Source organism: Mesorhizobium sp. B2-4-15 (genome assembly GCF_006658505.1).
GTDB lineage: Bacteria > Pseudomonadota > Alphaproteobacteria > Rhizobiales > Rhizobiaceae > Mesorhizobium.
In genome coordinates, this window is record NZ_VFUZ01000006.1 from 123512 (window position 1) to 136027 (window position 12516).

A 12516-nucleotide genomic window follows, 5' to 3' on the forward strand; every position below is an offset into this window, starting at 1 on the left:
GACCTCACGCATGACCGCTCACCCCTTTCTGCATCGGAACAACCGACGCTGGCCGTTCAGCAGCCGAGGGGAAGGGCCGGATAACGTTGGCCAGGACCTCCTCGCGCGAGCCAAAGGAGTGCAGCATGCCATTCGACATTACGAGTACCTTGTCGATATTGGTGAGGGCGGAAGGACGGTGCGCGACAACGATGACGATGCCTCCGCGCCGGCGTACCGCCAGGATCGCGCCGGCCAGGGCGGCATCGCCATCAACGTCCAGGTTTGAATTCGGCTCGTCGAGGACGACAAGAAACGGGTCGCCATAAAGTGCCCTGGCAAGCCCGACAAGTTGCCTCTGTCCGGCCGACAGGGCCGCCCCTCCCTCGCCTACCCGTGTTTGAAAACCATCCGGCAAGCGCATGATCATCTTGTCGATGCCCGCGGCCCTGGCAGCAGCCAGCACGCCCTTGGCGTCGCCCTTGCCGCCAAATCGCGAAATATTATCGGCAACCGTTCCATCAAACAGTTCAACATCTTGCGGCAGGTAGCCGATATGAGCGCCAAGCTGTTCCTGCCCCCATTGGTCGAGCGAGGCCTCGTCCAGCCTTACCGTTCCGCGAAGCGGCTGCCACACACCCACCAGGGCGCGCACAAGCGTGGTCTTGCCAGAGCCGCTTGGGCCGACAATAGCCATGCCTGCTCCCCCGGAGAGGTGGAAGCTGACATTGGTGACGGTGGGCTTTTGCTGGCCGGGCGGGACTATTGTCAGTTCCTCGACCGCAAGCATCGCCTGTGGACGCGGCAGTTCCATGAGTTCGCCATGGCCGCCAAAGGCGGCCAACGCCGCTGCCAGTTGGGAATAGCTTTGCCGGAATGCCACAAACCCCCTCCAGTTTGCGATGGCCGCGTCAACCGGGGCCAACGAGCGGCCCAGCAATATGGAAGATGCTATGATCACACCGGGGGACGCTTCACCCCCGATCACGAGATAGGCACCCAGCCCCAGAACGCAGGATTGCAAGGCCATCCGGAGCGCCCGCGACAGGGAGCCGGTGGCGCCAACAATATCGGAGAGCCGTTCCTGGTGCGTGAGATATGATTGATTGATCTCGGCCCAACGACGGCCGAGCCGCCCGGAAAGGCCCATAGCGCGCACAACCTCCGCGTTGCGGCGGCCGGAATCGGCAAGGGTCCGTTGCGACACGAGTGTCTCGGACGCGCGCGCCGCAGGTCCGCGGCCAAGGATTTCCGCGACCACGGTGAGCAGTACGACCACAATCGCACCGCTCGCTGCCAGCAGACCGAGCGAAGGATGCAGGAGATAGATGACCAGCAGATAGAACGGTATCCACGGGGCGTCGAAGATGACGGTCGGTCCCAATCCGGAAAGGAAGCCGCGCAACTGATCCAGATCACGAAGCGGCTGTATCCGGCTCGCATCCTGCCCGCCGATAAGCGGCAAGGAGAGCGAGAGGCCGAAGACCTTTTGCTGCAGATTTCTGTGGAGGCGATTGCCGATCCGAACCAGGAGGCGAAGCCGCACGAAATCCAGCAAGCCGTAGACAGCGTAAAGGCCCAGCATTCCGATGGTAAATCCGACAAGTGTCGGAATGCTCTGCGAAGGCAAAACGCGATCGTAGATTTGCAGCATATAGACGGAGCCGGTCAGGGCGAGAATGTTTATGACCGCCGAGAACAGGCCAACACCTATCAGCCCAGGCGCGGTGCCAAGCATGGCGGCGCGCAGATCGGGCGAGCGTCTTCCACCGGGGGTCATGACCTGCGGCCTTTGGCAAAAAATAGTCGCGCAGGCCCATTGGCTCCGGCGGCCATGGACAAATTTTTGGTTTTCAGGAGCGTTTCCCCTCTTTGCTTTCTAACATTACGCCCCGCTAACGTACGTGCCCTTCAGTCAAAATGCAGCGAAATCGTGACGCCAGCCAGAGAAACCCGAAACTGACGCGTCAAATCGGGGGAAAACTGCCATTTAGGGTGTTCGGGAAGCCTGGATCGATAGCGTTCCAGTCAATGAGACCGACGACGCATCATCCTTTTTGAGCGTGATTCGCTCCGCGGGCAGGCGCCGGTTCCCGGCTCCTAATCATTTCACCTGGCTATTTGCGATTCCGTTTTCTAGCGCTTCTTCGCAACAACCAGGAAATGCTGCGCCAGTTGTCCGGGGATGCGAAGGGTTCTGGACGCCTTCTCGAAAGGTTCCATCAACGCCTCGCACAGCCCTGGCAAGAGGCGTCCCGGCCGAGGCAGATAACCGTAATGTATCACCTCCTCGACGAGGAATCCCGACGCGGTCAGGAGCTCCTTGAACCTCGCTTCGCTTAGCGTATTGCGGATTGTGCGTCCAAACAACCGATTGAGCAGCCGGCAGACCAGGCCAATGGGTGACGTCGCATTCATGTGAACATTGCACACCAGCCGTCCGCCATCTTTCAGCTGCAGATTTATCGCTTTCAGCGCCTCCTGTTTCAGTCGATCCTCGGCATTCAGAAAGAAGCGAAATGCCGTTACGATATCGAAGGTTTCGTCGAAGGATTCCATCGTCAGATCGGTGTGAAGCAGCCTCACATTGTGGGGAACCTCCGCGCAGGCAAGCATGGATTTGGAGACGTCGACGCCGACCACCTCGCCGAAGAGCCCAGCCGCGACATTGGTGATGCGACCTGTTCCGCATGCGAAATCGAGGCACTTTCGGCCAGCTCCGCCCATCGGGCCAAGAACGCCTAGGATCAGAGGCCTTTCGATTTTATCCCACAGCGCGCCGTAGTAGCCGGATTCGTGCGTTCTGTTGTAATGCGCGCCATAGCCCGGCGCGCAATGGCTGGCCCTGTAGTCGTCCGACACCCCGTCGCCTTGCGTGTGGGCCTTCTGGTTGGACGTCAGGTCCTGCCAGAGTTCGGGCCCACGGGTCCGGGACTCGATCAAGGGAATTCGCGCCGCCAAAGGCGGATCGAAAGCATAACTTGCCGGCTGGGCCATTTGAGCCGCGTTCATCGACCGCGTCGACTTTCGCTTGGAATTGAGCCTCACCAGGATCTCCCGTTCGGTTCTGTTCGACTGCCTGATCGAACAGTGAGTTTCCCAAGCCCGTTTCTATCGGCCAGCGATCGAGGCCGCCTACCGGATTGCCGCGCTCTGCAGATCACTGCTGAACTTGGCCTCGACGGTATCCCCTGGCATCACGATCGTGTCCTCGTCGGCCGAGATTTTGCGCCACTCATTGCCGACCTTGCGCACGATGGTGACCTGGGCCCGGATCGTTTCGCCGGCCATCGGCAATGGCTGGGCCGATGCTCCGCTCGGTTGTAGCTTTTCGCTGGCGGCGTGGAGTTTGGCGGTGACGTCGGCGAGCCTCGCGTTGGTGTCCTTCAGATCCGTCAGCAAGCCAATCCTCCTCTGATTGTCATTGCGTTCGTGCTGCCTGACGTAGTCCTCCTGCTGGCGTCGCGCCCTCATGAGCTCCACCGACGTCTGAAGCGCGCCGCTTGAAGACAGAAGCAAGGCGCGCCGGACGTCCGCGAGCCGGTTGTTGGTCAGGTTGCCTGACTCAAACACCTTTGTGACGCGCGCAAGGTCTTCCTGATCCGCCTTCACACCCTCGGCCTCGACCTGTTCGCGCTTCTGCAAAACGTCGATCTGATCGGCCGCGTCCTTTTCGCCCTTCTCGAGAAAAGTCTGTTCCTGCTGGAAATCGCCCAGCGCAATCTTCAGCGCATCCGCTTCAGCCTGGGCGATCGCGGCTCCGATGCTAGGCGAAAGAGGCGATCCCTGTGGGGTCTGCTTGTCGAAATCCGCCTGGTCCTGAAGTTCGGCACGGATACGGGCGGCATGAAAATAATCCTTGGTGTAGTCGCCCCAAAGCGTTTCGTAATCGCGCCTGAGGTCAACCGGATCGGGTCCGGTCTGGCCTGCCCGTGACCGCAAAAGGCTGAAGCCGCCGGAGACGGCGAGCGCCTGCCGTACGGTCATGAGCGGACGGTAGGCCTGCTGTCCCGGTGTAAGCACGTCGCCCATCACGTAGATCGGACGGTAGTCGGCGATGACGGCGGTGACGTCGCTTGGCTGGACGACAACCATTTGCTCCCGTCCATCGGGCAGGCGCGCATGAAAAATCTTGGTCGGCAGCAGCGCTTGCATGCGCGTCTGCAGTTGAGTCGCCGTCAGGCCCGCGACCATGACCATCCCGACTTCGGGAAGGGCGATATTGCCGTCCATCTGGACCACGGCGCGCTGCGTTCGCTCCGGAATTGGGGCTATCCCTATCTCGACGGTATCGCCAGGTGACAGCTGATAGGGCCCGGTGTCGCCTGCGGCGGCCGTAGACGTCAGCGACATCACGGCAACTGAAGCAAGAACGGTTCGTTTAGTGAAGGCCATTTGTAACAATCTCCTTCTGGTTCGACACCTGCTCCCAAGGCCATTCAACACGGGCAACGAAATCGTACACCGGGCCGCCAGGCACGCCCCAATTGCTCGACCAGACCACCTGTGAGCCATCTGGAGATGGCGAGGCATGCGTCTCGTTCCAGTAGTCGAACTGCGCGTTCTGCGTGTTGACGATAGGGCGGACCTCTCCGCTGCCGTCCGTGCGCAGCGCGATGACCTGCTGCGCATAGGGCGCCCAATCCTTGTGCTTCGACACTTCGGCTGATGTCCCGCCATAGCTCAGAAACACCCAGCCGGGTCTGTCCAGGGACCTGAGGGACGCATGCATGGCCTCGCCGTACTTCATCAGCGAGGTGACCTTGCCATCGACCAACCTGCGTTTGATCACCTGATACTTGTCGGGGTCCGATTTGCTGATCCCGACATAGATTTCGGCGCCGTCGGCATCGACGGTCATGTCCCCGTGACCGGGCCGATGATGCTCCGTCCACTTCTGGCGCAAGACGCCATCGATCGAAAAGATGAAGCTCGGTTCGTTGCCGTCCGGCAATCCCTGGGAACACAGAATGTTGATCCCGAGCGGGGAGATCGAACAGGCGTTGGTGGTCCCCGGAAGTTGCGCAAGATCGATATCCGGGAATTTCTGCCGCAGCTTGAGGTCGTAGCCAAAGACCACCGCTTTGCCGTCATTGCGCGTTGCACGCACCGCGATGCGGTTGCCGTCTCGGCTCGGATTGCCCTTGTAGGGCCCGAACTGCAGATTGCGATAGGCTGCCGAGACGAATACGATATCCTCGTGATTGGTGCGTGGCGCCCAGGTGGAAATCCGCCGGCCACCAACGCAAATCATCAGGTTGGGATCCTTGGGATGCCATTCGCATTCGATCGAGCGGTCGCGGCGGAACAATGGAACGTAGGTATGCCCATCGAGAAAGCACATGGCACCACAACCATTGACGATAAGGAGAAGACTCTGGTCCGCGTTCCAGGCCTGGGCGCTTGAATAACGGTGGGTGCAGTATTTCTTGCCGCATACAATCCCTTGGCCGAGGATTCCGGGTCTGGTGATCCGCACGAACGCGGTGCCGAACGCCGTATCCTTTGTTTCGCGCAGATAGTCAGGCAGGTTCTTCGCCGCCGGTGCCGCCGACTGCTCCGATACGCTGCTTGCCCGTCCGCCGGCTGTATAGATATTGAGGAATACGGCACCGGCAATCAGCAACAGCGCCAAAACATGCCGGCGGAGCAGGGTCATGTCATATAACCCTTTTCGCGCCGTACCCGGCCTTCGCTAAGGCGTGCCCGCCACCATGCGATCGTTCGCTGCAACCCGTCGCGCAGGCTGGTCTGCGCCCGCCATCCAGCCTCACTCTCAAAGCGCGAGGAATCCGCGAGCAAGGCGCGAACCTCCGAATTTTGCGGCCGCAAACGGCTTTCGTCGCGATGGACCGGTTTTTTGGAACCGCTCAACTCGAGGACAAGATCCAATACGTCGGAGATGGTCACCGCGCGTTGGCTGCCGGCATTGTAGGCGTGGCCGAATTCAAGCCCGGCAAGGCCCGCAGTCAGGAACGCCGCCGCGGTGTCCTCGACAAAGGTCAGGTCGCGGATCGGGCTTGTGTCGCCGACCATGATCGCCGGGCAATTCGGGTCGAGGGCCTGCCGGATTATGGTCGGCACGATGGCGCGCTCACTCTGACGAGGACCATATGTGTTGAACGGCCGCATGATCACGACTGGGACGTCAAACGACCTGGCGTAGGATTCCGCCATCATGTCGGCACCGATCTTGGAGGCCGAATATGGCGACTGTCCCTGTAGTGGATGAGTCTCGCGGATGGGCATGGTCAGGGCGGTTCCATAGACCTCGCTCGTGGAGGTATGCACCACCCGCTCCGTCTCCCATTGGCGCGCCGCTTCGAGGACGTTCACCGTGCCCAGGATGTTGGTTTCCACATAGGACTGGGCAGCCGCATAGGAATATGGAATCGCGATAAGGGCAGCCAGATGGAACACAACGGCCTGGCCACGCATGATCCGGTTCAGGAACGCGCAGTCGCGGACATCACCGCGGACAAGCTTCAGCCGGCTCCGAATGTTGTCCGGCAAATCGTCCAGCCACCCGTGGCTGTCGAAGGAATTGTAGAGCGCCAGAGCCGTGACATCCGCCCCGTTGCGAACGAGCGCTTCGGTGAGATGCGAGCCGATAAACCCATCCGCGCCCGTCACCAGAACTTTCTTGCCGTTGTAACTCATGACCGCGCATTCCCTTGGCTGACTGGGGAACTTCCCATTTGGGTTTCATACGTCGATCGGCGGTGATGGAACCCAGCCGACAACAGCCAGAAAGCCGCGCAGCATCCAGACGATGTCGGAGACGATGGTGCGCTGCGGATAATAGGAGAGGTCGAGTTTGGCCTTGGCGGGGAACATAACCTCCCGGTAGAACAGGATCGGATCCACGGACTGTGGAAAGAAATGAGCCTCGTGCCGGAAAAGAACCTGGGTCGGGCCCAGCAGGCCAGGCTTGTATTGCAGGACGGCCTCCAGGCCACCCCGGAAACAATCGGCGAACGCCAGGCTCTCGGGTCGCGGCCCGACGATCGCCATCTCGCCTTTGAGGACATTCCACAGCTGTGGCAACTCGTCGAACTTTGTCGCGGCGAGGAACCGGCCCACCGTCGTCATGCGGCTGTCGCCCACGACGGTCAGCGCGAACCCATGGGGGCTGCAGTCCACGCCAAACTTGCGGAATTTGTACATGCGGAAGGGTTGGCCACCCACGCCCATGCGGGTCTGTACGAACAAGACGGGGCGGCCGCCTTCGAGCAGAAGCGCTACGGCAATCAGCAGCATCAGCGGTGCCAAAATGACGGTCGCGGCGCCTGCGACCGCAAGATCGATCGCGCGTCTCGCGAAGCCATGCGTGGGGCTTGAGACGAGACGCCGGTGAAAGGAAAGGTCCGTCGCATTCATGCCGCAGTTCCTGTTTGAGCGCCGCTGTTGAGCGCGGCTGCGAGCGCGGCCACAACCGCCTCGGCGACAGGCGAAGTGATCTGGGGGTGCAGTGGAATTGTTAGTTCTCGCTGAGCAAAATCCTCTGTCCGCGGCAGATTGATGCCGGGATAACGCTCACGATAGAATGTCATCTGGTGCACCGGTGGATAATGAATCGTGGTCTGTATGCCCTGTGTCCGCAGTTCATCGATAATGTCCTGCCGCCTCGCATAGCGCGGCAAAAGGATCGGCATGATGTGGTAAGCCGACGTCCGGGGTTCGCTGAAGGGAATTGTCACCGCGGGGCAACGTTCTGCGATGAGGCGCTGGTACAGGACGGCCAGGATACGCCTGATTTCGTTCCACTCTTGCAGATTCTCGAGTTGAACCAGTCCGATCGCCGCGCGCAACTCATCCATGCGGTAGTTGAAGCCAAGCATGGTGACATCATATTGCGGGGTGCGACTGTTCAGCCGCTGATGCGTCCCTGTGGTCATCCCGTGCCCGCGGGCCTGGCGAACCCGGTCGAGCAGATCGGGGTCGCGAGCAATCACGGCCCCCCCTTCCGCCGTCGTCATGTTCTTGTTGCCATAGAAACTGAAGGCAGCAGCGGCGCCGAATGTCCCCACCGACCTCAAGCCGGGCGCATGCGCGGCATCCTCGATGATATGCAGCCCTCGGGCACGGGCGAACCGCTGCCATTGTTCCCGATTGGCGAGATAGCCCGCGAAGTGAACGAGAATGACCGCCTTTGTGCGTGGCGTGCACCGCGCTTCGGCTTCCACAATCGACATCAACGGCACGTCGACCGACTCGATATCGACAAAGACCGGCGTCGCCCCGACATACAGCACCGCATTGGCGGTCGCCACAAAGGTCAGCGACGGCACCAGCACCTCGTCGCCCGGGCCAATTCCCAATGCATGCAGGATGAGATGAAGCGCCGCGGTACAGGAACCGACCGCTACGCAATCCTGCGCGCCATGCATGTCGGCAAAGGCCTGTTCGAAAGCTCGTACCCTCTCTCCCATTGTAAGCCAGCCGCTATCAATCACTTTTGAAAGAGCTGCCTTCTCCGGCACGCCTAGGATCGGGGCGCTCACCAAGAGCATCTTGACCTCCTGAACTCTTATTTACGGTTCGGCCTCATCTGAATTCTCTATGCGGCCGCGGCGGCGACCTCGATTGAGGTCGACTGCTCTTCCCAGGAAATCGCCTGTGCATTCTGGAAGTCGTCAACGCGACCGATGTCGAGCCAAAGACCGTCGTGCTTGTACACATGCACGGTTGTGCCGCCCTGCATCATCTGGAGCATCAGGTCATCGAACCCGAATGGTATGCCGGAAGGAATGAACCGCAGGACGTCCGGGTTCATGCAGTAGATCCCCATGCTGACGAGATGGGAAAGTGTCGGCTTTTCCCGAAAGAGCTGAACGGCGTTGTCGATCTCGTCGATGACGCCGAAGTCCATCTTGATCAGCCGGCAGGCCGTGGCGATCGTAACCGGGTCCTTGTGCAAACGGTGCGCGGCGACAAACCGGCTGAGGCTTAGATCGGTGAGAACATCGCCGTTGAGCACGACAAATGTATCGTTCAGTTCATCCCTGATTAGGGAGAGAGGCCCGATGGTGCCGAGCGGCTCCATTTCCTGCGTGTATCTGATCTTCAGATTCCATTGCGATCCGTCGCCGCAGACGCTGCGGATCAGGTGCCCGAGATAGCCGGTCGTGATATAGACCTCTTCTATGCCGTTGCGCCGCAGCCACTTCAGAAGCAACTCAAGAACCGGCCGAGCCCCTATCGGCATCAAGGGTTTCGGCAAGACCGACGTGAAGGGCCGAAGGCGCGTACCCATCCCACCGCATTGAATCACCGCTTTCATCCGATCCTCCTGATTTGCAGTTGGCTGTGTCCGGGCACTTCGTGTTCGAGTTCATCCGGATCTGGCACCCGGTCAGATCCGATCCGACTCTCGGCGGCAATCCGAACATCATGACTGAAGGGTATGTGACCGCCGGGGTGGCTGTCGTCGTGCATTCGAATGGCAACGATCCGACGCCTTTCCGGTATCAAATAGCCGCGACATCAAGGGCTGATCCAAGCGTTCAGGACCTGACCGTGAGACGAACGAAGCCAGCATGTGTCGTGCCGGCATCAAAAGGCTGTACGGCCCCACCGTCCGGACATTGGAACGGGCACCCGGCATCGTTCGGGAGGCAGGCACCTCACGCGAAAGTTAAGAAAAAATAACAGAAGCTTTTTCGCGATTTAGGACTATATTAGCCATACTTGATATTTTCGGATGGGAGCGCCGTGGATATCATCGTGATGTCATGACCAGTGGTTGGCTGCGATTTTGGGACCACCGCGGCTCGGTTCATCACAGAGAGTAACGGGAGGCTTCAGCGGGTTTTCTCGTCGGAGCCGAGTAAGCGTTGGGGTAGTTCAATGTATCGGATCGTCATCGCCGACGATCACGGCTTGTATCGGCGCGGCCTTCGGCTGGCACTTACGGCTGGAATTCCAAGTGCCGAAATATTCGAGGCTGCGTGTTTCGACGCCGTGGTCAGTCTTCTCGAGGAGCAGGCATCCATCGATCTTGCGATCCTCGATTTAAATATGCCCGGACTGTTTAATCAGGAAGTTCTTGGCGACGTTCTGTCCGCCTATCCTGATACACGCTTCGCGATCGTTTCGGGAGACGATTCGCGCTCCGAGATATTGACCGCTCTTTCGATCGGACTTCACGGTTACATCGTCAAATCCCAGAGGGATGAAGAAGTCGTGATGGCCGTCAACGAGATCCTATCGGGACGGATCTACGTGCCGGCGCTCTTGTCCCGAACGTCCGCCGGACAAAGATCCTACGCCGCGCAGCCCTCCGCGAAAAATCCGACCCGTCAGCGCGTGAGCTCGGGCAATCTCGCTAGACTGACATCGAGGCAGAAGGACGTCCTCAAGCTGATGGCGGAAGGGTATTCGAACAAGGAGATCGCCCGCAATCTGGATATTGCCGAAGCGACAACGAAAATCCATGCGGCTGCCATTCTGCGCGAGCTTGGGGTGCGAAACCGGACCGAAGCAGCGGTTTTGCTGCAAACCTGGCTATCGAAAAATGTGACCTGATGCCTGTCGCCCATAGCGGGCAACCGCGGTTGGGAACGGGACGTCCCCCAGGATGAGAACCTAAAGCGCCACGAGACCGTTTCACGGACGACGCATTCTACAGTTCGATTTCCTTTCGCGACAGCCGTAACGAATATCGCAGTCCGTGCTCCGATATTTCCAGTTTCGGGGAATGACCGACGAGCGGCGCGCCGTCCACGCCGATGATCATGGAGCCGAAACCGTGGCGCACGATGCCTGAATTGTTGCGGTGTCCTGATTCCACCCAGTCCAAGACGACATCATCACCTGCGCCGTCGGATGCGAACTCCCACTTCACGTCGACCTTGCCTTGCGAATTACCCAACGCGCCGTATTTCACCGAATTGGTCGTCAGTTCGTGAAGAACCATTGCCAAGCTCTCGGCCGCGCCACTTGGCACGACAATGGAAGGGCCGCTGATCTTAATGTCCCGTGTCTCCTTGAAAGGCTGCAGTTCCTGGGCCACGAGATCGTGGAGCATCCCTGAAATACCGCTATGACCTGACAGGAGCAGATGCGTCGCTTCCAGCGTTTTGATCCGATCGACCAGCATCTCCTTGTATTTGGCGACGTCGTTCTCGGGAACATTGATCATCTTCACCAGGGCTGTGATCACTGGGAACAGGTTGCTGAACCGATGGCGTTCTTCGCGCATGATGCGCTCGCGTTTCTTTACGGCCGCGCGCAGAAGTGTGGTTTGTCGGCGCTCGGTGAGATCGGCAGCCACCCCGATGCGCAACTGGCGATCGCCGTGTCTTTCCTGGCGTCCGCGCAGAGCGATCCAGCGCACATGGCCGTCCGTCCGCCGGACACGGACCTCGACGTCGTAGTTCACCGCCGAAGAGGGTTTGGTCGAAGCCGCCAGCTTCGGCCAATCGGCCGGATGAATCACGGCCGAGAGCTCTTCCAAGCGGCGGACGGGCGTTGGCGGCAGACCGAGAATGTCCCAGAACTTGTCGGAGCCCGCGACCGTCCCCTCCCTGAGATCGATTTGCCACGTTCCCAGGCGTCCGGCAGACAAAGCGAGATCAAGCCACTCTTTCTGAGCCCGGAGCGCCTCGCGAGCCGCTCGTCGCTCCGAAATGTCGTCGACCACCACGAACACGCTCTCGGTGGAGACCTCATCAGGCCGCGATGAAGACACGGCCAGACGCGCCCAGAATATCTTGCCGTCCTTTCTCAGCAGGCGAATGTCCGCGGCGGATGATGCGGCGCCACTGTCCACGTCTCTCAACAACTCCCGCACGGCATCTCGATCGTCGGGAAGAACAAATGCCTCGAGGGGTTGCTGGGCAAGTTCCCGTTCCGCGTAGCCTGTCATCTCACAGAGGCGTCTGTTCGATTGCAGCAGTTCGCCGCGTCGATTGGTGTTTGCAAAACCCAAGGCGGCACGTTCGAAAGCCAAACGATAACGGCTCTCGGCCGCATCGATGGCGGCAAGCCTCGCCTCCGCAACCTCAAGCGCCCCGCGCAAATCCTGTCGCAGGCGGTGGAACACAAGCGCTATCAGGCCGCCCGAGACCACAAGGAAAATGGCGCGGGTCCAATCTTCAGCAGAGAGTTGAGCGTTCAGGACGTGTCGTACCCACAAGCCGACGGCGGCCATGAGAAGCGTCGCAACGATCCCGGCCAAACGGCCTTCGAGGTATACAACGACAATAATAGCAGGAATAGACGCCATAAACGCCGTGTCCTGGCCAACGTATACCGTACTTGTTACTTCGAATATTATTGATACTGCCAGCACCAATAGGGAAGCCACATGAGCTAACGGGGTGCCTGACACGTTCGATTCCAGCCAACGCAGATGCGAACCCATGCGCAAGACTACAACCTTCCGTCTAGCCCGTCGAGACTAGGCCCCGACAGGGCAGCCTAATACCACTGCTGGATTGCCACGCCTTTGCCGGGGACTAGAATCAGTTGCGGAAGGGCTCATCAGGAACGCGCATTCAACGAAAGCTGCGAAAGAAACCTGACGCGGATTTC

10 protein-coding genes are annotated in these 12516 nt (G+C 59.8%); 1 reads left to right on the plus strand and 9 read right to left on the minus strand.

What is annotated here, in order from left to right; all coding sequences use genetic code 11:
- Positions 1 to 4 precede the first annotated feature (4 nt).
- From FJ930_RS09695 to FJ930_RS09730, 8 genes are all read right to left on the minus strand, one after another.
- Positions 5 to 1717, minus strand: a complete 1713-nt coding sequence (locus FJ930_RS09695; protein WP_246676849.1) for a type I secretion system permease/ATPase — start codon at positions 1715 to 1717, stop codon at positions 5 to 7.
- A gap of 398 nt (positions 1718 to 2115) precedes the next feature.
- Positions 2116 to 3027, minus strand: a complete 912-nt coding sequence (locus tag FJ930_RS09700) for a methyltransferase domain-containing protein (RefSeq protein ID WP_246676850.1) — start codon at positions 3025 to 3027, stop codon at positions 2116 to 2118.
- A gap of 87 nt (positions 3028 to 3114) precedes the next feature.
- Positions 3115 to 4374, minus strand: a complete 1260-nt coding sequence (locus tag FJ930_RS09705) for a polysaccharide biosynthesis/export family protein (RefSeq protein ID WP_141837119.1) — start codon at positions 4372 to 4374, stop codon at positions 3115 to 3117.
- A complete protein-coding gene (locus tag FJ930_RS09710; RefSeq protein ID WP_141837121.1) occupies positions 4361 to 5638 on the minus strand; it encodes a hypothetical protein in 1278 nt (425 codons plus the stop codon). The genes FJ930_RS09705 and FJ930_RS09710 overlap by 14 nt, the downstream gene beginning before the upstream one ends.
- Entirely contained in the window at positions 5635 to 6639 is a 1005-nt protein-coding gene (locus tag FJ930_RS09715) for an NAD-dependent epimerase/dehydratase family protein (protein ID WP_141837123.1), read from the minus strand. The genes FJ930_RS09710 and FJ930_RS09715 overlap by 4 nt, the downstream gene beginning before the upstream one ends.
- A gap of 45 nt (positions 6640 to 6684) precedes the next feature.
- The gene (locus FJ930_RS09720; protein ID WP_141837124.1) at positions 6685 to 7359 is read right to left on the minus strand and encodes a sugar transferase; all 675 of its coding nucleotides are present in this window, start codon (positions 7357 to 7359) and stop codon (positions 6685 to 6687) included.
- The gene (locus FJ930_RS09725; protein ID WP_141837125.1) at positions 7356 to 8492 is read right to left on the minus strand and encodes a DegT/DnrJ/EryC1/StrS family aminotransferase; all 1137 of its coding nucleotides are present in this window, start codon (positions 8490 to 8492) and stop codon (positions 7356 to 7358) included. Before FJ930_RS09725 ends, FJ930_RS09720 begins: the two co-directional genes overlap by 4 nt.
- A gap of 47 nt (positions 8493 to 8539) precedes the next feature.
- The gene (locus FJ930_RS09730) at positions 8540 to 9262 is read right to left on the minus strand and encodes an NDP-sugar synthase (RefSeq protein WP_140612108.1); all 723 of its coding nucleotides are present in this window, start codon (positions 9260 to 9262) and stop codon (positions 8540 to 8542) included.
- Positions 9263 to 9828: 566 nt separating this feature from the next.
- Between FJ930_RS09730 and FJ930_RS09735 the strand changes: the two genes are divergently transcribed.
- On the plus strand, positions 9829 to 10506 hold the full coding sequence (locus FJ930_RS09735) for a response regulator transcription factor (RefSeq protein WP_140749457.1): 678 nt from the start codon (positions 9829 to 9831) through the stop codon (positions 10504 to 10506).
- A 97-nt stretch (positions 10507 to 10603) separates the two neighbouring features.
- On the opposite strand, the gene FJ930_RS09740 is transcribed toward FJ930_RS09735, so the two are convergent.
- Entirely contained in the window at positions 10604 to 12346 is a 1743-nt protein-coding gene (locus tag FJ930_RS09740; protein WP_141837127.1) for a PAS domain S-box protein, read from the minus strand.
- Positions 12347 to 12516: the final 170 nt, after the last annotated feature.